The following is a 20,643-nucleotide window of genomic DNA, read 5'->3' as shown; positions in this document are numbered from 1 at the left end:
TTATCGAAACCTACGTAACTCATTGAATCTCAAGGAGTTTTCCGTTTCGACCGCGCCGGAAGTGGGGCGAATTATAGACATCTGAAATCTGCCGTCAACACCTATTTTCATAATTCTGTCACATCGGTCAAAAACCCTCGAAAACATGAAGGCCGCCCCAGAGGGCGGCCTTCGTTGCACCGTCCTTCTATTTACAAGCTAGGGAATGCGAACTGCGACGCCTCATGGCTCGCACGTTGTGGCCAGCGCTGAGTGATCGCCTTGCGACGGGTGTAGAAGCGCACACCGTCCGGACCATAAGCATGCAGGTCGCCAAACAGCGAACGCTTCCAACCGCCGAAGCTGTGATAAGCCACCGGCACCGGCAGCGGCACGTTGACGCCAACCATGCCGACTTCGATCTCGTCGCAGAACAGACGCGCCGCTTCACCGTCACGGGTGAAGATGCAGGTGCCGTTGCCGTATTCGTGATCGTTGATCAGTTGCATCGCCTCTTCCAGGCTGTTCACGCGAACCACGCACAGCACCGGCCCGAAGATCTCTTCTTTATAGATGCGCATCTCAGGAGTGACGTTGTCGAACAGGCAGCCGCCAAGGAAGAAGCCTTCTTCATGACCGGCCACGCTCAGCCCACGACCGTCGACCACCAAGGTCGCGCCCGCTGCCACGCCGTCATCAACATAACCGCTGACTTTGTCACGCGCCTGCCCGGTCACCAGTGGACCCATGTCCAGACCACACGAGGTGCCGGCACCGATTTTCAGCGCCTTGATCTGTGGAACCAGTTTGGCCACCAGCGCATCCGCGACCTGGTCACCCACACACACGGCAACCGAGATAGCCATGCAGCGCTCGCCGCACGAACCGTAAGCCGCGCCCATCAGTGCGCTCACCGCGTTGTCCAGATCGGCATCCGGCATCAGCACGGCGTGGTTCTTCGCGCCGCCCAGTGCCTGCACGCGTTTGCCGCGCTTGGTGCCTTCGGCGTAAATGTATTCAGCAATCGGCGTCGAACCGACGAAGCTCAGCGCTTTGACTTCTGGTGCTTCGATCAGCGCATCCACTGCGGTCTTGTCACCGTGCACCACGCTCATCACGCCTTTCGGCAAACCAGCTTCCAGCAGCAGTTGAGCGATCAGCAGGGTGGAGCTTGGATCACGCTCGGACGGTTTGAGGATAAAGCAGTTGCCGCAGACGATCGCCAACGGATACATCCACAGCGGCACCATGGCCGGGAAGTTGAACGGGGTGATACCGGCAACGATGCCCAGCGGCTGGAAGTCCGACCATGCGTCGATGTTCGGGCCAACGTTGCGGCTGTACTCGCCCTTGAGGATTTCCGGCGCAGCGCAGGCGAACTCGACGTTCTCGATACCGCGCTTCAATTCACCGGCGGCATCTTCGAGGGTCTTGCCGTGTTCTTCGCTGATCAATTGCGAGATACGCGCTTCGTTCTGTTCCAGCAGTTGCTTGAAACGAAACATCACCTGGGCACGTTTCGCCGGCGGGGTGTTGCGCCAGGCTGGGAACGCTGCTTTGGCGGCATCAATGGCTTTCTGGATGGTGGCCTGGCTGGCCAGTGGCAGCTTGTGGATAGCCTGACCGGTAGACGGGTTGAACACATCAACCGCGCGACCGTTCTCGGTCACCAGTTCGCCATTGATCAAATGCGGGATAACGCTCATCGAAAACTCCTGAATTCTTGTGCACAGACGCCCGCAACAGGCGCCTGCTATTTGCATAGCTATATAGAAGGAAAAATCAGTCGAGCTTGTTCAGCACTTCGCCGACCGCGTCGAACAGACGATCAAGGTCTTGCGGCTTGCTGTTGAAGGTTGGGCCAAACTGCAGGGTGTCGCCGCCAAAGCGCACGTAGAACCCGGCTTTCCACAGGGCCATACCCGCCTCGAACGGACGCACGATGGCGTCGCCATCACGCGGGGCAATCTGGATCGCACCGGCCAGACCGAAATTACGGATGTCGATCACGTTCTTCGAACCTTTCAGACCGTGCAGCGCGTTTTCAAAATGCGGGGCGACTTCGGCAACGCTCTGTACCAGGTTTTCCTTTTGCAGCAGGTCGAGTGCTGCCAGGCCAGCGGCGCAGGCCACCGGGTGTGCCGAGTAGGTGTAGCCGTGCGGGAATTCCACGGCGTATTCCGGCGTCGGCTGATTCATGAAGGTCTGGTAGATCTCGGAGCTGGCAATCACCGCACCCATCGGGATCGCACCGTTGGTGACTTGCTTGGCGATGCACATCAGATCTGGAGTCACGCCAAAGGTGTCGGCGCCGAACATGTTGCCGGTACGGCCGAAACCGGTGATCACTTCGTCGAACACCAGCAGGATGCTGTGCTGATCGCAGATCTCGCGCAGACGTTTCAGGTAGCCCTGGGGCGGCACCAGTACGCCAGCGGAACCGGCCATTGGCTCGACGAATACGGCGGCGATGTTCGAGGCATCGTGCAGTTCGATCAGCTTCAGCAGCTCATCGGCCAAAGCGATACCGCCCTGCTCCGGCATGCCACGAGAGAACGCGTTGCTGGCCAGCAAGGTGTGCGGCAGGTGATCGACGTCCATCATCGCCTGGCCAAACAGCTTGCGGTTGCCGTTGACCCCGCCAAGGCTGGTGCCGGCAATGTTCACGCCGTGGTAACCACGGGCACGACCGATCATTTTGGTTTTGGTCGACTGACCTTTCAGGCGCCAGTAGGCACGGACCATTTTCACTGCGGTGTCAGCGCACTCGGAACCGGAGTCGGTGAAGAACACATGGTTCAGATTGCCCGGGGTCAGCTCGGTGATTTTTTCAGCCAACTGGAACGACAATGGGTGGCCGTACTGGAAGCCCGGCGAGTAATCGAGGGTGCCCAACTGCTTGGAGACTGCTTCCTGGATTTCCTTACGCGTGTGACCGGCGCCGCAGGTCCACAGACCGGACAGCGAGTCGTATACCCGACGGCCCTTGTCGTCGATCAACCAGCTGCCTTCGGCGCCAACGATCAGACGCGGGTCGCGCTGGAAGTTACGGTTGGCGGTGTATGGCATCCAGTGCGCGTCCAGCTTCAGTTGGCTGGCCAGTGGCGACGGCGCGTTTTCAGGCATGTTCATCGGGCAAAACCTCGCAGGGCATAAGCGTCAGGGAGATAGAAAGCGTTGTTGCAGCTAAATTGCCACGCGGATAAAGTCGGTGAAATTCAACTCTTCTAACCTTCAGTTAGAACTCCGCTAAACAATGAGCACAATAAGATGAGCAGTCGCCGTCCCGATCCGCTGGCCCAGGTCAGTGACTTTGATATTCGCCTGCTGCGGATTTTTCGCAGCGTGGTGGAATGCGGCGGCTTCTCGGCAGCGGAAACCGTACTCGGTATCGGCCGTTCGGCGATCAGCCAACAGATGAGCGATCTGGAACAGCGCCTCGGTTTGCGTTTATGCCAACGTGGTCGCGCGGGGTTTTCGCTGACCGAAGAAGGTCGTGAGGTGTACCAGTCGGCGTTGCAGCTATTAAGTGCGCTGGAAAGTTTTCGCACTGAGGTCAACGGTCTGCACCAGCATTTGCGCGGCGAACTGATCATCGGCCTGACCGACAACCTCGTCACCCTGCCCCATATGCGCATCACTCACGCCTTGGCCCAGTTGAAGGAACGCGGGCCGGATGTGCAGATTCAGATCCGCATGATTGCGCCCAATGAAGTCGAGCAAGGCGTGCTCGATGGGCGCCTGCATGTTGGCGTGGTGCCGCAGGCCAGTGCCTTGTCGGGACTCGAATATCAACCGCTGTACAGCGAGCGCTCGCTGCTTTACTGCGCGGTGGGTCATCCGCTGTTTTATGTCGATGACAAACAACTCGATGACGAACGCCTTAACAGCCAGGACGCGATTGCCCCGACCTTTCGTTTGCCGGCGGATATTCAGGCGCATTACCAGGCGCTTAATTGCACGGCCAGTGCCTCCGATCGTGAAGGCATGGCGTTTCTGATTTTGACCGGACGTTACATCGGTTATCTGCCGGATCACTACGCCAGCCTCTGGGTACAGCAAGGTCGCTTGCGTGCGCTGAAATCGCAAAGCCGTTTTTATGACCTGAGCCTCGCATCGGTCACGCGCAAGGGCCGGCGCCCTCATTTGGTGCTGGAAAGCTTTCTGGAGAGTCTGGCGGCGACGCGCTGAAAATCCTCCAAGGCCCGCCAGCCTTGGGTCTTGGCGACAACTTCGATAAATAACCTGAGCAAGTGGACAGCTTTTTGCAATGCAGGATCAACCCCGATCCTTGAACAAGAAGCCTTAAGCCATGCAGCCAGATTCCGCACCGTCCAGCGACCTGATCTACGGCCTCAACGACCGCCCCAAACCCGCCGCTGCAATTCTTGCCGCGCTGCAACATGTGCTCGCCAGTTTCGTCGGCATCATCACTCCGCCCTTGGTGATCGGCTCGGCCCTCGGGCTGACCGCGCATTTACCGTATCTGATCAGCATGGCCCTGATGGTCTCGGGCGTCGGCACTTTCATTCAGGCGCGGCGGCCGTTCGGGATTGGCGCAGGAATGATTTGTCTGCAAGGCACCAGTTTTGCTTTTCTCGGTGCGGTGCTGTCGGCTGGGTTTCTGGTCAAGCAACGTGGCGGCAGCCCGGAAGACATTCTGGCGATGATCTTCGGTGTGTGCTTTTTTGGCGCCATCGTGCAGATCGTCCTCAGCCGCTTCATCGGTCAATTGCGTCGCGTGGTCACGCCGCTGGTAACCGGCATCGTGATTACGCTGATCGGCATCAGTCTGATCAAGGTCGGCATCACCGATCTGGGCGGTGGTTTCAATGCCCCGGACTTCGGTGCGCCGGGCAATCTGGCGCTGGGTGTGTTTGTGTTGCTGACGATCATTCTGCTCAACCGTTCGAACACGCCGTGGGTGCGCTTGTCGGCAATCATCATCGGTCTGGTGTTCGGCAGTCTGGCCGCCTGGTTCAGCGGGAAACTAGTACCGCAGCCATTGCCTGACTTGCCGCTGGTGAGTTTTCCTACACCGTTCAAGTTTGGCTTCAGCTTCGACTGGACGGCTTTCCTGCCGGTCGCGCTGATTTATCTGATCAGCACCCTCGAAACCGTCGGCGACCTTACCGCCAACTGCATGCTCGCCCGGCAGCCGATCAGCGGCCCTTCTTATATAAGCCGCTTGCGCGGTGGCGTGCTGGGTGACGGCGTCAGTTGCATGATCGCCGCGACCTTCAGCGCTTTCCCCAACACCACGTTCGCGCAGAACAACGGCGTGATCCAGTTGACCGGCGTCGCCAGCCGCTACGTCGGCCTCTACATCGGCGCGATTCTGTTTTGTCTCGGCCTGTTCCCGATGATCGGCGCAGTGCTGCAACAGATTCCCAAACCAGTGCTCGGCGGCGCGACGTTGGTGATGTTTGGTGCGGTGGCCGCTGCCGGCGTGCGTATCCTCGCGCAGTCGCCGCTGGATCGACGCAGCATGTTGATCATCGCCACCTCGTTCGGCGTCGGCCTGGGCATTGCCGCGCAACCGAATCTGCTGCACCTGCTGCCGAAACTGGTGCAGAACCTGTTTGATTCGGCGATCACCAGCGGCGGGTTGACGGCAATCATCCTGTGTCTGTTGCTGCCGGAGTCGAAAACCGAGGCCGCTGAAGCGCAAGCGTCGCTGAACAAGATCGAACAGGCGTAACGGTTTTATCGCGCAAGGACTTGTCGGATGCCTGTGGGTGCGCTATCAACGCAACTGGTTGCACCCACAGACAAACCCGGAAGTGCCTATGACCTTTGAAGTCCCAGCCCATGGCGGCAAACCCGCCAGCCGCATTCGTCAGAAGAACGAAGAGACCATCCTCAAAGCCGCCGAAGACGAATTCGCCCGTCACGGGTACAAAGGCACCAGCATGAACACCATCGCGCAGAAGGCCGGGTTGCCCAAGGCGAACCTGCATTACTACTTCACCAACAAGCTTGGGTTGTACGTGGCGGTGCTGAGCAACATCATCGAGTTGTGGGACAGCACCTTCAACACCCTCACGGCTGAGGACGACCCGGCCGAAGCGCTGACCCGCTATATTCGCGCCAAGATGGAATTCTCCCGTCGTCAGCCTCAGGCCTCGCGGATCTTTGCGATGGAAGTAATCAGCGGTGGCGAATGCCTGAGCGAATATTTCAATCAGGATTACCGCACCTGGTTCACCGGCCGCGCGGCGGTGTTTCAGGCGTGGATCGATGCGGGCAAAATGGACCCGGTCGATCCGGTGCACCTGATCTTCCTGTTGTGGGGCAGCACCCAGCATTACGCTGACTTCGCCACGCAGATCTGCCGCGTCAGCGGTCGCAGCAAGTTGACCAAGCAGGACATGGAAGACGCTGGCAACAACCTGATCCGCATCATTCTCAAAGGCTGCGGCCTCACTCCTCCTCTATAAGACGTTTATGCCTTTCACCCTCAGCGGTTTTTGCGAGTACCGCGAAGAGATTCGCAAAAGCCGCTTTATCACCTTTGCCACGCCGATCGGCAGCCCTGCCGAGGCGCAGGCATTTTTTGAACAGCACAGCGATCTGAACGCCTCGCACAATTGCTGGGCGTGGAAACTCGGCGATCAATACCGCAGCAGTGACGATGGCGAACCGGGCGGCACCGCCGGGCGACCGATTCTCGCGGCGATTGAAGCGCAGGATTGCGATCAGGTCGCGGTGTTAGTGATCCGTTGGTACGGCGGCATTCAACTCGGCACTGGGGGATTGGCCCGGGCGTATGGCGGTGGCGCGAACAAGTGCTTGCAGGGGGCGGCCAAGGTTGAGTTGATCAGCCGGGTGCCGCTGAGTTGTGCCTGCGGGTTTGCCGAGTTGGCGTTGGTCAAATTACGCGTGGCGGATCTGGGTGGGCTGGTGGTGGAGGAAAACTTCACGGCGAACGGGGTTGAGTTGAAGTTGGCGGTAGGTGAGGCGCAGATTGCGCTACTGCAGGGGCAGTTGGCGGATCTGAGTCGGGGGCGGATTTTGTTGCAGCGCTGAAGCAAGATCAAAAGATCGCAGCCTTCGGCAGCTCCTTCGGTAGTTGCGATGTTTTGGGGCGAACGTGATTTTTCTTATTCCACACACTTGCCCACATCTGCTGTGCACCCGACTGTGGATAACCTGAGTACATTCCGCTGTAACCCTTCTGTCACGTGGCTTTGCGCGGTTTGCTCACTTTTCGTTCAATTGACCCGACGAAAAGAAATTTTCAAGCAGAAACAGTCAGTTAGCCCTGTTTATCACCATTAGAAGAAAGCACCGCAATGCTTATGCCCGGGTGTACAGCTTGCGCACAATAACTGTGGAACAAGCTGTGGATAACCCGTTCATGGCTGGCGCAGTCGCTGGATCCATCTAGCCCACGAGCGATTGCTCGTTTTTTGATCAGATCGTCACGAGCAAAACTGGCGCCCGATCAACGGCTTTGCTCTGAATTGGTGCCGGCAACAGGACGATTACACTTTGAATGCTCTGCGCCGAGTACTCGCACGCCCGGCCCGCTCGCGTTCCTGACTCAATGGCCAGGAAATTGCTTTATCCACAGGCACAACTTCAAGCAAGTCGAGCCTGTCATGCCCATCACTCCTCCCATCCCGCGTCTGCAATTGCGCCATATCAGCAAACGCTACCCCGGTTGTCTGGCCAATGACGCCATCGATCTGAATATCGCGCCGGGCGAAATCCATGCACTGCTCGGTGAAAACGGTGCCGGCAAAAGTACCTTGATGAAGATCATCTACGGCGTCACGCAGGCCGATGCCGGCGAGATGCTCTGGCAGGGGCAGCCGGTGAATATCCGCAACCCGGCGCAGGCGCGGCAGTTGGGGATCGGCATGGTGTTCCAGCATTTCTCGCTGTTCGAGACCCTCAGCGTGGCGCAGAACATTGCTTTGGCGATGGGCGCTGCCGCGGGCACGCCGAAACAACTGGAACCGAAGATTCGTGAAGTGTCGCGCCGTTATGGCATGGCGCTGGAGCCGGAGCGACTTGTCCACAGCCTGTCGATCGGCGAGCGGCAACGGGTGGAGATCATTCGCTGCCTGATGCAGGACATCCGTCTGCTGATCCTCGACGAGCCGACCTCAGTGCTGACACCGCAGGAGGCCGACGAATTGTTCATCACCCTGCGCCGCCTCGCCGCCGAAGGCTGCAGCATTCTGTTTATCAGCCACAAACTGGGTGAAGTGCGCGCGCTGTGTCATAGCGCGACGGTTCTGCGCAGTGGGCGCGTGGCCGGGCATTGTCGGCCGGCGGAGTGCTCGGATCAGCAATTGGCGCAGATGATGGTGGGCGAAGCGGCGGCATTGATTGGCGACTATCCGAAGGTCAGCGGCGGCGCGGCGTTTTTGCGGGTGAGCGGATTGAGTTGGCACAACCCGGATCCATTCGGCTGTTCGCTGACTGACATCAACATAGCGGTGCGCAGTGGCGAAATCGTCGGCATTGCCGGAGTCGCGGGCAATGGTCAGGATGAGTTGCTCGCCCTGCTCAGTGGCGAACGAACCTTGCCTCGAGCGGAGGTCGCGACCATTCGCTTCGCTGAGCAACACGTCGCGGATTTGCGCCCGGATGCGCGGCGCAAACTGGGTCTGGCATTCGTGCCCGCAGAGCGTCTCGGTCACGGCGCGGTGCCGGAATTGAGTCTGGCCGATAACGCGCTGCTCACCGCTTTTCAACAAGGCCTGGTCAGCAACGGCTTGATCGTTCGCAACAAAGTCGAAGCCCTCGCGCAACAGATCATCCAGCGCTTCGGCGTGAAAACGCCAGACACGCAAACCGCCGCACGCAGTTTGTCCGGCGGCAACCTGCAGAAATTCATCCTCGGCCGGGAAATCCTTCAGCAACCGAAACTGCTGATCGCCGCGCACCCGACCTGGGGCGTCGACGTCGGCGCCGCCGCGACTATCCACCGCGCATTGATCGCATTGCGCGATTCCGGCGCGGCGATTCTGGTGATTTCCGAAGACCTCGACGAACTGTTCCAGATCAGCGATCGCCTCGGTGCGTTGTGTGGTGGGCGTCTGTCGGCGCTGCACAACACCACCGACACACAGCTCAGCGACGTCGGCGGCTGGATGGCCGGCCAGTTCGATCATTCACCTTCAGCCGCCACGGTTTAACGGAGTTTTCCACATGCTGCTTTCCCTCGAACCCCGTGGCCAGCAATCGCGCTTGATGCTGTGGTGCTCGCCGTTACTGGCGGCAGCGCTGACGCTTGGTTGCGGCTCGCTGCTGTTTATCGCCCTTGGCCATGACCCGCTGCAAACCTTGCACACGCTGCTGATCGCGCCGGTCAGCGATTTGTATGGCGTCTCCGAATTGCTGGTCAAAGCGCTGCCGATTCTGCTTTGTGCGCTGGGGCTGGCGGTGGCGTATCAGGCGCGGATCTGGAACATCGGCGCCGAAGGTCAATTGCTCCTCGGTGCCCTCGCCGGCAGTGCTCTGGCGGTCAACATCATCGACCTGCAAAGTCGTTGGGCGCTGGTGCTGATTTTGCTGACCGGCACCCTCGCCGGCGCGGCATGGGCCGGGCTGACCGCGTGGTTGCGCACACGCTTCAACGCCAACGAAATTCTCACCAGCATCATGCTCAATTACATCGCGCTGAACCTTTTGCTGTTCTGCGTGCACGGGCCGCTGAAAGATCCGGCCGGGTTCAACTTTCCCGAATCGGCGATGTTCGGCGACGCCAGTCGTTTGCCGTTGTTGATGGAGGATGGCCGCGTGCACGCCGGGGTGTATTTCGCCCTGCTTGCACTGGTCGCGGTGTGGGTGTTGTTGCAGAAAAGCTTTGTCGGTTTCCAGATCAAGGTGCTTGGGCTGGACAAGCGTGCCGCAGGGTTTGTCGGCTTTCGCGAGAAGCGGCTGATCTGGCTGGCGCTGCTGATCAGCGGCGGCTTGGCCGGGCTTGCGGGCGTCTGCGAAGTCACCGGGCCGATTGGCCAATTGGTGCCGCAGGTTTCTCCGGGGTATGGCTATGCGGCGATTACCGTGGCGTTTCTCGGGCGACTCAATCCCATCGGGATTCTTTTTTCCAGTCTGCTGATGGCGCTGCTGTACATCGGTGGCGAGAGCGCGCAAATGGCCTTGAATCTGCCACAAGCAATCACCCAGTTGTTTCAGGGAATGATGCTGTTTTTCCTGCTCGCCTGTGACGTGCTGATCCTCTATCGGCCACGCCTGAACCTGCGCTGGGTAAAGCGCACGTCGACCACCGCCGTAACCGCCGGAGCGCTGTGATGGATATCGATCTGTTGAGCAATATTTTCTACGCCATGGTGCGTTGCGGCACGCCGCTGTTGCTGGTGGCGCTGGGGGAACTGATCTGCGAAAAGAGCGGTGTGCTCAACCTCGGGCAGGAAGGGATGATGCTGTTCGGCGCGGTGATCGGTTTTATCGTCGCGCTGAACAGCGGCAACCTGTGGCTTGGCGTGTTGCTGGCGATGCTTGCCGGGATGTTGCTGTCGTCACTGTTTGCGCTGGTGGCGTTGGTGTTCAACGCCAATCAGGTGGCGACCGGGTTGGCGCTGACGATTTTTGGTGTCGGGCTGTCGACTTTTGTAGGGGCGGCTTGGGTCGGTAAACCGCTGGCCGGTTTTGAGCCGGTGGCGATTCCTTACTTGAGCGAGATCCCGCTGATCGGGCGAATGCTGTTTGCCCAGGATCTGCTGGTGTATCTGTCGTTCGCGCTGTTTGCGCTGGTGGCGTGGGTGATCATCAAAAGTCGCGTCGGGCTGATCATTCAGGCAGTCGGCGAGAACCCGGATGCGGCCAGTGCGATGGGTTTGCCGGTGTTGACCGTGCGCACGCTGGCGGTGCTGTTTGGCGGGGCGATGGCCGGGTTGGCAGGGGCGTATCTGTCGCTGGCGTACACGCCGATGTGGGCGGAAAACATGACCGCCGGGCGCGGCTGGATCGCGTTGGCGCTGGTGGTGTTTGCCAGTTGGCGGGTCTGGCGGTTGTTGCTCGGGGCTTATTTGTTCGGCCTCGCCAGCATCCTGCATTTGGTAGCGCAGGGGTTGGGGCTGGCGATTCCGTCGAGTCTGCTGGCGATGCTGCCGTACGTCGCGACGATTGTGGTGCTGGTGTTGTTGTCGCGGGATGCGCTGCGTACGCGGTTGTATGCACCGGTGTCGTTGGGGCAGCCTTGGCAGGCGGGGCATTAAGAGGTGAATTTACTGGCCTCTTCGCGAGCAAGCTCGCTCCCACAGGGGATATGAGTGAACTCGGTCAACTGTGGGAGCGAGCTTGCTCGCGAAGGCGTCCGCACAGGCAACACCTGAGCAATGCCCCACGCCAGTTCGAAGACCAGGAAAACAGTCAGAATCGAACTGGCACCGTGCAACAAGGCATACGCCATCCAAGCCGCAAACAAAAACCGCCCCACCGCGTCATACCTCCCATAAAGCGCCTGCGGATCACGAATCCGCAGCACCGCCCACACGCACACCACCGAACCCAGCAGATTCGCCATCAACATATGCACAGGCTGGAACGCCGGCAGATCGCCGGGCAAATTCAGCGCGGTCAAAAATCCATGCAAAACAACAAAACTCCACGGCGTGACAAACGCCGCCGTGACGATCAGGTCATACCAGGCGCTGCCACGCACCACGTTGCGATACTGCGTTGAAGTCCACATCATTCTTGCTCCAGAAATTCAGGGAGCCACCACGGTAAAGCCTGGAGTATGCTCCAGGGTCAATAGCCTTTTTGAGACCCGCCATGCGCATCGGAGAATTAGCCCAGGCCAGCGCCGTCAGCCGTGACACCCTGCGTTTCTACGAGCAGCGCGGGTTGATTGCCGCGCAACGCAGTGCCAACGGTTACCGCGACTATCCACCGGAGATGGTGCAACTGGTGCTCTATATCAAAACGGCGCAACGCCTGGGCTTTACCCTCGGCGAGATCAGTGACAGCGTTGCCGCACTGTGGAACGCCCCCAAACCGGACAACGCCGTGGCGCAGTTGCTGCGCGACAAACTGCAACTGATCGAAACCCGCATGCGCGAACTCGATGCGTTGCGGCAGGAGTTGCAACTTCGCCTCGGTCAGGCCTGTCCATTGAATCCATGATCCTCATTCATCAAGGAAGCCCATCATGTCTGCAAAAAACGCACTGATCATCGGCGCCTCCCGGGGCCTGGGCCTCGGTCTGGTGAAAACCCTGCTGGCCGACGGCTGGCAAGTCACCGCCACCGTGCGCAACCCGCAAAACGCCGAGGCGCTGCAAGCGCTGGGCAAAGTGCGGATCGAGAAGCTCGACATGGACGACCAGCAAGCGGTGATCGCCCTGAGCCAACAACTCAAGGGCGAAACGTTTGACCTGCTGTTCGTCAACGCCGGGGTCAAAGGTCCGGCAGATCAGACGCCGGGCGGCGCGACACTGGCCGAAGTCGGTCAGCTGTTTTTCACCAACGCGGTGGCGCCGATCAATCTGGCACAACGCTTTGTCGGGCAGATTCGTAATGGCAGCGGTGTGCTGGCGTTCATGAGTTCAGTGCTTGGCAGCGTGACCATGCCGGACGCGCCGGAGCTGGCGCTGTACAAGGCGAGCAAGGCTGCGCTGAATTCGATGACCAACAGCTTTGTCACGCAATTGGGTGAGCAGAAGTTGACGGTGCTGTCGCTGCATCCAGGCTGGGTGAAGACCGACATGGGCGGTGAAGGTGCTGACTTGGATGTGGAAACCAGCACCCGTGGCCTGGTTGATCAGGTGAATGCGTACACCGGCAAGGGCGGGCATCACTTCATCAACTACAAGGGCGAAACGATTCCCTGGTAATCCCACAAATCCCCATGTAGGAGTGAGCCTGCTCGCGATAGCGGTGTGTCATTCAGCAAAAATGTTGCCTGATACACCGCTATCGCGAGCAGGCTCACTCCTACACGGGACCGGGTTGTCTGGTCGGGTTGGGCTTGCCCGGCGTGGCAATTTGTTTGAAACTGCGCACCTCGTCCTTCGCGGCGACCCTGGATCAGCAGACAGGGCATCACTGAGCTGGCAACCCTGAACCCCATTTTCAGAGGAGCCGGCAACATGCCCGCGACCCGTACCTGGTTAAAAAATCCCCTCGCCATTTTTACCTCCAACGAGCTCGATGCCCGTGGCGGTCTGGTGGTGCAAGACGGCATCATCGTCGAAGTTCTCGCGTCCGGCCAACAGCCGTCGCTGCCGTGCAATGAAGTGTTCGACGCCCGCGAACATGTGATCCTGCCGGGCCTGATCAACACCCACCATCACTTCTATCAGACCCTGACCCGCGCCTGGGCGCCGGTGGTCAATCAGCCGTTGTTCCCGTGGCTGAAAACCCTGTATCCGGTGTGGGCGCGCCTGACGCCGGAAAAACTCGCACTCGCGACCAAAGTGGCGTTGGCCGAGTTGCTGCTGTCCGGTTGCACCACCGCCGCCGACCATCACTACCTGTTCCCGGATGGCCTGGAAAACGCTATCGACGTGCAAGTCGAAACCGTGCGTGAACTGGGCATGCGCGCCATGCTCACTCGCGGTTCGATGAGCCTCGGCGAGAAGGACGGCGGCCTGCCACCGCAGCAGACCGTGCAAGAAGGTCAGGTGATTCTCGACGACAGTCAGCGCCTGATTCACGAATACCACGAACGCGGCGATGGCGCGCAGATCCAGATCGCGCTGGCGCCGTGCTCGCCGTTCTCGGTAACCCCGGAAATCATGTCGGCCAGCGCTGAACTGGCGAACAAGCTTGACGTGCGTCTGCACACGCACCTGGCCGAGACCCTCGATGAAGAAGATTTCTGCCTGCAGCGTTTCGGTCTGCGCACCGTCGATTACCTCGACAGCGTCGGCTGGCTCGGCCCTCGCACCTGGCTGGCCCACGGCATCCATTTCAACCCGGACGAAATCGCCCGCCTCGGTCAGGCCGGTACTGGTATCTGCCATTGCCCGAGTTCGAACATGCGTCTGGCTTCCGGGATCTGCCCAAGCATCGATCTGACTGACGCGGGTGCGTTGTTTGGTCTGGGCGTCGATGGCTCGGCGTCCAACGATGCGTCGAACATGATTCTCGAAGCGCGTCAGGCGTTGTACATCCAGCGTCTGCGTTACGGCGCCGAGAAGATCACCCCGGAACGCGTGTTGGGCTGGGCGACCAAGGGTTCGGCGAGCTTGTTGGGGCGTACCGACATTGGTGAGATTGCCGTGGGCAAGCAGGCAGATCTGGCGTTGTTCAAGCTCGATGAGCTGCGCTTCTCGGGCAGCCATGACCCCATTTCGGCACTGCTGTTGTGCGGCGCGGATCGTGCGGACCGGGTGATGATTGGTGGCCAGTGGCGCGTGGTGGATGGCCAAGTTGAAGGACTGGATTTGAAAGGTCTGATCGCCGATCACAGCCAGGCGGCGCGTCAGTTGATCGCCGGGACCTGATCCACCGCCGTTCAAAACGGTGGGAGCGGGCTTGCTCGCGAAAGCGTCGTGTCAGTTGGTAGTGGACTGCCTGACACACTGCCTTCGCGAGCAAGCCCGCTCCCACATTCTGTTTTTGCGATGTTCTTAAAGACCGAGCAGGGACAGCATGATAAAGGTCGCAAACAGCACAAAGTGGGTCATGCCTTCGATGGCATTGGTCTCGCCGTCATTCAGGTTGATCGCGCTGACGATCAGCGTGATGAAGATCATCACCGTCTGCACCGGGGTCATCGCCATCTGAAACGGCTGGCCGGTGTACAGCGCCATCGCCTCCATCACCGGCACCGTCAGAATCACCGTCGACAGTGACGCGCCCATCGCAATGTTCACCACCGACTGCATGCGGTTGGCCAGTGCCGCTCGCAACGCGGTGAGAATCTCCGGCGCGGCAGAAATTGCCGCCACCAGAATCGCCGTGATCACTGGCGGTGCGCCCGTACCTTCCAGGCCCAGATCGAGGGTCTTCGACATCACTTCGGCCAGAGCGCCGATCACCACCACACCGCACACCAGAATGCCGATCGACAACGCCAGGCTGACCGGTTTCGGCTCCTCCTCGATGGGTTCTTTCTTGCGGCGTTTGTCCGGGTAGCTGTAGCTGAAAAAGTAACTGTGTGGCCCGACCTGCATGCGCAGAAACAGCGCATACAGCACCACCATCGCGCCGATGGTGAACGCCGAATAAAGCTTCCAGTTGGCTTCCGGAATAAACTCCGGCACCACCATCGACACACCCATGGCGGTGAGGATCATCACGCTGTAGCTGCGCGCCGAATCGTCATTGTAGGACTGCTCGCCATGCTTGATCCCGCCCATCAGCGCGGCGAGGCCGAGGATGCCGTTGATGTCGAGCATCACCGCCGAATAGATCGTGTCGCGCACCAAAGTGGCCGAGGCTTCGTTGCTCATCATGATCGCGAGAATCACCACTTCCACCAGCACCGCAGCGAGAGTGAGGATCATCGTGCCGTAGGGATCGCCGACCTTTTCCGCAAGCAGTTCGGCCTGATGGGCGACGCGCATCGAGGCGGCGACGATGAAGGCGATCAGCACCAGACCGCCGAGCAGCGCGACGATCTGGCCGCTGTGCAGCAGCCAGTGTTCCAGCGGATAGGCGACACACGCGGCGAGAATTGCCAGCAGCAGAAAGCTTTCTTGCTTGAGGATTGTGAGCATGGGCGGGCCTTTTGCCGAAAGAGTGCGAATGAGCTACTGACTGCGGGGCGGCGCTAACGTTTCGTTACACCTTAGCGCACCAGCGAATGGCAGCTAGTACGGCAGGTGCCCTTTTATTGGCCTTACCGGCCTCTTCGCGAGCAGGCTCGCTCCCACCTTGGAATTCAATCCCCTGTGGGAGCGAGCTTGCTCGCGAAGGCCGCGCCTCGGTTTTGGATTGTTTGTTGTCCTGTTGGTCAGCAATTTGCATTGGCCCTGAGCACACACAACAAAATGGAGTTCGGGTTCATGCCAATACGTCCGCTGCACAAACTGCTGTACGCCGCCATCGGTCTGGGAATCAGCCTGAGCGCCAGCGCTGCCGATCCGCTGAAGGTCGGTTTCGTCTACATCGGCCCGATCGGTGACCACGGCTGGACGTATCAGCATGAGCAGGGGCGCAAGGCCCTCGCGGAAAAGTTCGGTAGCCAGATCACCACCAATTACGTCGAGAACGTCGCCGAAGGTGCCGACGCCGAGCGGGTGATCCGCAACATGGCCAAGGACAAGTACGATCTGATCTTCACCACCTCTTTCGGCTACATGAACCCCACGGTAAAAGTTGCCAAGCAGTTTCCCAAGGTGACCTTCGAACATGCCACCGGCTACAAACAGGACAAGAACCTCGGCACCTATCTGGCGCGCACTTACGAGGGGCGTTATGTCGGTGGGTTCCTCGCGGCGAAGATGACCAAGACCAGGAAAATCGGTTACGTCGCCTCGTTCCCGATCCCGGAAGTGATCCGCGACATCAACGCCATCCAGCTGGCCTTGAACAAGTACAACCCCGGCACCGAGATCAAAGTGGTGTGGGTCAACTCCTGGTTCGACCCGGGCAAGGAAGCCGACGCGGCCAACGCCCTGATCGATCAGGGCGTCGACGTGGTGTTCCAGCACACCGACAGCCCGGCGCCGATTCAAGCCGCCGAACGTCGTGGCGTGTACGCGGTGGGTTATGCCTCGGACATGGCCCACTTCGGCCCGAAAGCCGTGCTGACTTCGATCGTCAACGACTGGGCGCCGCACTATATTCAGGCGACGCAGAGCGTGATCGACCACAGCTGGAAACCTCAGGATTACTGGGGCGGCTTGAAGGAAGGCACGGTTGAACTGCCGATCAGCGACCTGGTGCCGGCACCGGTGAAAGCCGAGGCCGAGCAGATCATTGCCGACATCAAGAGCGGCACATTGCAGCCGTTCACCGGGCCGATCAAGGATCAGGCCGGGGTCGAGAAAATCCCCGCAGGCGTAAGCGCGACCAATGCACAACTGGCGTCGATGAACTATTACGTGGAAGGCATGAAGGCCGAGATGCCGAAGTAAATTTTTGCTAACCACACAACACCCTGTGGGAGCGGGCTTGCTCGCGAAAGCGCTGTGTCAGGCAACTCATGTTTCAACTGATACGACGCCTTCGCGAGCAAGCCCGCTCCCACAGTTGGATCTCAGCGTATTCAAGGATTGTGTATGGATCAGCTTCCGATCATCGACATCAGCCCGCTCTACTCCACTGACCAAGACGCTTGGGCCGCCGTCGCCGAGCAGATCGACCACGCCTGCCGCGAATGGGGTTTTTTCTACATCAAGGGTCATCCGATTTCAGCGCAGCGCATCGACGCCGTGCTCGATCAGACTCAGCGTTTTTTTGCTCTGCCCGCTGCAGAAAAACTCCAGATCGACATCACCCAGACCCGTCACCATCGTGGCTACGGTGCGATCGCCACCGAGCAACTCGACCCGAGCAAGCCCAGCGATCTGAAAGAAACCTTCGACATGGGCCTGCATCTGCCGGCCAATCATCCCGACGTGCTCGCCGAAAAACCGTTGCGCGGGCCGAACCGGCATCCCGCGCAAAGCGGATGGGCCGAATTGATGGAGCAGCACTACCTCGACATGCAAGCCCTCGCGCAAACCTTGTTGCGGGCGATGACCCTCGCGCTGAACATCGAACGCGACTTCTTCGACAGCCGCTTCGTTGATCCGGTCAGTGTCCTGCGCATGATTCACTATCCACCGCGTCACACCGCCAGCTCCGCCGAGCAGCAAGGCGCCGGCGCGCACACCGATTACGGCTGCATCACCCTGCTGTATCAGGACAGCGCCGGTGGCTTGCAAGTAAAGAACGTCAAGGGCGAATGGATCGACGCGCCGCCCATCGACGGCACCTTCGTGGTCAACCTCGGCGACATGATGGCGCGCTGGAGCAACGACCGTTATCGCTCGACGCCGCACCGGGTGATCAGCCCGCTCGGGGTGGATCGCTATTCGATGCCGTTCTTCGCCGAGCCGCATCCGGACACGCGCATCGAGTGCCTGCCGGGTTGTCAGGACGCACAGCACCCGGCGAAATATCCGACCACCACCTGTGCCGAATTCCTGCTGTCGCGCTTCGCCGATACCTACGCCTATCGCCGCGAGCAGGAAGCCGTGTGATGGTTTCGCTTGGTCAGGTTTTGCCAATTGTTTCGGCGCGCATCTGTAGAATGCCGTCATTGCACCTGATGAGAAAAGAATATGTACGACTGGCTCAACGCCTTGCCCAAGGCTGAACTGCACCTGCATCTGGAAGGCTCGCTGGAGCCTGAGCTGCTGTTCGCCCTGGCCGAGCGCAACAAGATCGCCCTGCCGTGGAGCGACGTGGAAACCCTGCGCAAGGCTTACGCCTTTAACAACCTGCAGGAATTCCTCGATCTGTATTACCAGGGCGCCGACGTATTGCGCACCTCGCAGGATTTCTACGACCTGACCTGGGCCTACCTGCTGCGCTGCAAAGCACAGAACGTGATTCACACCGAACCGTTCTTCGATCCGCAGACCCACACCGATCGGGGCATTCCGTTCGAAGTGGTACTCAACGGCATCGCCGCCGCGCTGAAAGATGGCGAGCAGCAGCTGGGCATCACCAGCGGTTTGATCCTCAGCTTCCTGCGCCACTTGAGCGAAGAAGAAGCCGAGAAAACCCTCGATCAGGCGCTGCCGTTCCGTGACGCGTTTGTCGCGGTCGGTCTGGACAGCTCCGAGATGGGCCATCCGCCGAGCAAGTTCCAGCGCGTGTTTGACCGTGCCCGTCACGAAGGCTTCCTGACCGTGGCCCACGCCGGCGAAGAAGGCCCGCCGGAGTACATCTGGGAAGCCATCGATCTGCTGAAAATCCAGCGCATCGACCATGGCGTGCGCGCCATTGAAGACGAGCGCCTGATGCAACGGATCATCGACGAGCAGATCCCGCTGACCGTGTGCCCGCTGTCGAACACCAAGCTTTGCGTGTTCGATCACATGTCCCAGCACAACATCCTCGACATGCTCGAGCGTGGCGTGAAGGTCACGGTGAACTCCGATGACCCGGCGTACTTTGGTGGTTACGTGACCGAGAACTTCCATGCGCTACATGAGCATCTGGGCATGACCCAGGATCAGGCCAAACGCCTGGCGCAGAACAGCCTGGATGCGCGACTGGTAAAGCCGTAAGCAACAGCGCATGACCAATGTGGGAGCGAGCTTGCTCGCGAATGCGGTGTGTCATTCAACGAAGATGTTGTTTGATGTAACGCTTTCGCGAGCAAGCTCGCTCCCACAGTTGGTTTAGGGTTCAGCCAATAACATCTGCTTCAGTCAGCTCTTCGAGGGTTTTCCCCCGCGTCTCCATCCCGAACAGCCACACCACCCCCGCCGCTATCGCAAAGCACGCCGCGCCCAGCGCAAACACCCCGCCCTGCCCGGTAATCGGGAACACCAGCCCGGTCACCATCGGCCCGAGCAACGAACCCACACGGCCAATCGCCGAGGCGAAGCCCGAACCGGTTGCCCGCGCCGACGTCGGATACAACTCCGGCGTGTAGGTGTAGAGCACCGCCCACATGCCGAACAGGAAAAACTGCATCAGCAGCCCGGTGCCGATCAGCAGCGCGACGTTGCCGCCAAACACCGCGCTCTGCCCATACAGAAACGCCATCACCCCGCCGCCGAGCAACGTGACGATGCACACCGGTTTGCGCCCCCAGCGCTCGACCAGCCACGCCGCCATGAGAAAACCGGGAATGCCGCCCAGGGAAATCAGCACCGTGTAATACACCGACTGCGTCACGGCAAAACCGGACTGTTGCAGCAGCGCACTGAGCCACGACGTCAGCCCGTAAAAGCCGAGCAGCGCAAAGAACCACAGGCTCCAGATCATCGTCGTGCGCTGGCGATACTGCGGCGACCAGATCTGCTTGAGCGCCGCAAAGAAGTTACCCGGCGGCGTCACGGTACGCGGTAAACGAATCGGTTCCGGCAGCGCCGCACCGCCGAGCGAGGAGCGCACCCGCGCCTCGATGCCGTTCAACACCTTGTCCGCCGCCTCATGCTTTCCGGCCTGCTCGAGCCAGCGCGGAGATTCGGGAATGAAAAACCTGATCGCCAGTACAAACACCGCCGGCACCGCCAACACCAGAAAGATGTCGCGCCAGCCAATCAGCGGCAGCAGAAAGTAAGACAGCACGCCGGCGGCCACGAAACCGAGCGGCCAGAAGCCGTCCATCAACGCGATATAACGACCGCGTCTTTGCGCTGGAATCAGCTCGGAGAGCATCGATTGGGCAATCGGGAATTCCATGCCCATGCCAATCCCCAACAGGATGCGAAACAGCGTCAGCGTCTCGACCGTTTGTGCCGTCGAGCACAGATAACTGGCCACGCCCCACAGCACGATGCTCCACTGAAACACCGGTTTGCGCCCGAAGCGATCAGCGAGCATGCCCGACAACGAAGCCCCCAGAACCATGCCGAAAAAGCTCGAACTGGCGAGCAGGCCCGCTTGCGCACTGCTCAGGCCGAACTCGGCTTTGATCGAGCCGAGCAGGAACGTCATCATCGCCAGATCCATGGAGTCGAAAAAAAACGCCAGCGCGATGATGATGAAAATGATCCGGTGATAACCGCTGATCGGCAGTCTTTCCAGGCGTTCTGCCGCGCTGTAGCCGTGAGTGTCCATGCCG

At 59.8% G+C, this 20,643-nt stretch carries 18 protein-coding genes and 1 pseudogene; 13 read left to right on the top strand and 6 right to left on the bottom strand.

Annotated elements, in window-relative coordinates:
• Positions 1-191: 191 nt before the first annotated feature.
• Both ACM6IV_RS22420 and ACM6IV_RS22415 read right to left on the bottom strand, forming a co-directional pair.
• On the bottom strand, positions 192-1,685 hold the full coding sequence (locus tag ACM6IV_RS22420) for a CoA-acylating methylmalonate-semialdehyde dehydrogenase (RefSeq protein WP_103306253.1): 1,494 nt from the start codon (positions 1,683-1,685) through the stop codon (positions 192-194).
• A gap of 76 nt (positions 1,686-1,761) precedes the next feature.
• On the bottom strand, positions 1,762-3,111 hold the full coding sequence (locus ACM6IV_RS22415; RefSeq protein WP_034154752.1) for an aspartate aminotransferase family protein: 1,350 nt from the start codon (positions 3,109-3,111) through the stop codon (positions 1,762-1,764).
• A 138-nt stretch (positions 3,112-3,249) separates the two neighbouring features.
• Between ACM6IV_RS22415 and ACM6IV_RS22410 the strand changes: the two genes are divergently transcribed.
• The 7 genes from ACM6IV_RS22410 to ACM6IV_RS22380 all read left to right on the top strand — a co-directional run bounded on the left by ACM6IV_RS22410 (position 3,250) and on the right by ACM6IV_RS22380 (position 11,177).
• Positions 3,250-4,170, top strand: a complete 921-nt coding sequence (locus ACM6IV_RS22410) for a LysR family transcriptional regulator (protein WP_414871687.1) — start codon at positions 3,250-3,252, stop codon at positions 4,168-4,170.
• Between the two features lie 121 nt (positions 4,171-4,291).
• Entirely contained in the window at positions 4,292-5,680 is a 1,389-nt protein-coding gene (locus ACM6IV_RS22405) for a uracil-xanthine permease family protein (RefSeq protein WP_414871686.1), read from the top strand.
• An 88-nt stretch (positions 5,681-5,768) separates the two neighbouring features.
• On the top strand, positions 5,769-6,419 hold the full coding sequence (locus ACM6IV_RS22400; protein ID WP_414871685.1) for a TetR/AcrR family transcriptional regulator: 651 nt from the start codon (positions 5,769-5,771) through the stop codon (positions 6,417-6,419).
• Between the two features lie 7 nt (positions 6,420-6,426).
• Positions 6,427-7,008: an IMPACT family protein gene (locus ACM6IV_RS22395; RefSeq protein WP_414871684.1), complete on the top strand. Its 582-nt coding sequence runs from the start codon at positions 6,427-6,429 to the stop codon at positions 7,006-7,008.
• A 575-nt stretch (positions 7,009-7,583) separates the two neighbouring features.
• Positions 7,584-9,131: an ABC transporter ATP-binding protein gene (locus ACM6IV_RS22390; RefSeq protein ID WP_414871683.1), complete on the top strand. Its 1,548-nt coding sequence runs from the start codon at positions 7,584-7,586 to the stop codon at positions 9,129-9,131.
• A 13-nt stretch (positions 9,132-9,144) separates the two neighbouring features.
• Entirely contained in the window at positions 9,145-10,251 is a 1,107-nt protein-coding gene (locus ACM6IV_RS22385) for an ABC transporter permease (protein ID WP_414871682.1), read from the top strand.
• A complete protein-coding gene (locus tag ACM6IV_RS22380; RefSeq protein ID WP_414871681.1) occupies positions 10,251-11,177 on the top strand; it encodes an ABC transporter permease in 927 nt (308 codons plus the stop codon). The genes ACM6IV_RS22385 and ACM6IV_RS22380 overlap by 1 nt, the downstream gene beginning before the upstream one ends.
• On the opposite strand, the gene ACM6IV_RS22375 is transcribed toward ACM6IV_RS22380, so the two are convergent.
• Positions 11,174-11,653 (bottom strand): hypothetical protein, encoded by a 480-nt coding sequence (locus ACM6IV_RS22375; RefSeq protein ID WP_414871701.1) that lies wholly within the window; start codon positions 11,651-11,653, stop codon positions 11,174-11,176. The genes ACM6IV_RS22380 and ACM6IV_RS22375 overlap by 4 nt on opposite strands.
• 83 nt (positions 11,654-11,736) lie before the next feature.
• Here ACM6IV_RS22375 and ACM6IV_RS22370 point away from each other — a divergent pair, with 83 nt between their 5' ends.
• The 3 genes from ACM6IV_RS22370 to ACM6IV_RS22360 all read left to right on the top strand — a co-directional run bounded on the left by ACM6IV_RS22370 (position 11,737) and on the right by ACM6IV_RS22360 (position 14,410).
• Positions 11,737-12,087 (top strand): MerR family transcriptional regulator, encoded by a 351-nt coding sequence (locus tag ACM6IV_RS22370; protein WP_414871680.1) that lies wholly within the window; start codon positions 11,737-11,739, stop codon positions 12,085-12,087.
• Positions 12,088-12,109: 22 nt separating this feature from the next.
• Positions 12,110-12,796 (top strand): SDR family oxidoreductase, encoded by a 687-nt coding sequence (locus ACM6IV_RS22365; protein ID WP_414871700.1) that lies wholly within the window; start codon positions 12,110-12,112, stop codon positions 12,794-12,796.
• A gap of 255 nt (positions 12,797-13,051) precedes the next feature.
• Positions 13,052-14,410 carry an 8-oxoguanine deaminase gene (locus tag ACM6IV_RS22360; RefSeq protein ID WP_414871679.1) on the top strand — a complete coding sequence of 453 codons (1,359 nt, stop codon included), beginning with the start codon at positions 13,052-13,054 and terminating at the stop codon, positions 14,408-14,410.
• A 126-nt stretch (positions 14,411-14,536) separates the two neighbouring features.
• Here the strand turns inward: ACM6IV_RS22360 and ACM6IV_RS22355 are convergent, their stop codons facing one another.
• Complete coding sequence (locus tag ACM6IV_RS22355; protein ID WP_414871678.1) at positions 14,537-15,628, bottom strand: calcium:proton antiporter; 1,092 nt, start codon at positions 15,626-15,628, stop codon at positions 14,537-14,539.
• A 288-nt stretch (positions 15,629-15,916) separates the two neighbouring features.
• Between ACM6IV_RS22355 and ACM6IV_RS22350 the strand changes: the two genes are divergently transcribed.
• The 3 genes from ACM6IV_RS22350 to ACM6IV_RS22340 all read left to right on the top strand — a co-directional run bounded on the left by ACM6IV_RS22350 (position 15,917) and on the right by ACM6IV_RS22340 (position 19,135).
• A complete protein-coding gene (locus tag ACM6IV_RS22350; RefSeq protein WP_414871677.1) occupies positions 15,917-16,990 on the top strand; it encodes a BMP family ABC transporter substrate-binding protein in 1,074 nt (357 codons plus the stop codon).
• 144 nt (positions 16,991-17,134) lie between these two features.
• Positions 17,135-18,100, top strand: coding sequence for a 2-oxoglutarate and iron-dependent oxygenase domain-containing protein (locus tag ACM6IV_RS22345; RefSeq protein ID WP_414871676.1), 966 nt, complete (start codon positions 17,135-17,137; stop codon positions 18,098-18,100).
• Positions 18,101-18,181: 81 nt separating this feature from the next.
• A complete protein-coding gene (locus ACM6IV_RS22340) occupies positions 18,182-19,135 on the top strand; it encodes an adenosine deaminase (RefSeq protein ID WP_414871675.1) in 954 nt (317 codons plus the stop codon).
• Positions 19,136-19,155: 20 nt separating this feature from the next.
• On the opposite strand, the pseudogene ACM6IV_RS22335 reads toward ACM6IV_RS22340, so the two are convergent.
• A pseudogene (locus ACM6IV_RS22335) lies at positions 19,156-19,260 on the bottom strand (metal ABC transporter ATP-binding protein); the annotation flags it as partial.
• Positions 19,257-20,639 carry an MFS transporter gene (locus tag ACM6IV_RS22330; RefSeq protein ID WP_414871674.1) on the bottom strand — a complete coding sequence of 461 codons (1,383 nt, stop codon included), beginning with the start codon at positions 20,637-20,639 and terminating at the stop codon, positions 19,257-19,259. The gene ACM6IV_RS22330 and the pseudogene ACM6IV_RS22335, both read right to left, overlap by 4 nt.
• Positions 20,640-20,643: the final 4 nt, after the last annotated feature.

The sequence above is a fragment of the Pseudomonas sp. IT-347P genome, from assembly GCF_949768005.1.
Classification (GTDB): Bacteria; Pseudomonadota; Gammaproteobacteria; order Pseudomonadales; family Pseudomonadaceae; genus Aquipseudomonas.
The sequence above is the reverse complement of the archived record's forward strand: the minus strand, read 5'-3'. Positions and strand labels throughout refer to the sequence as shown.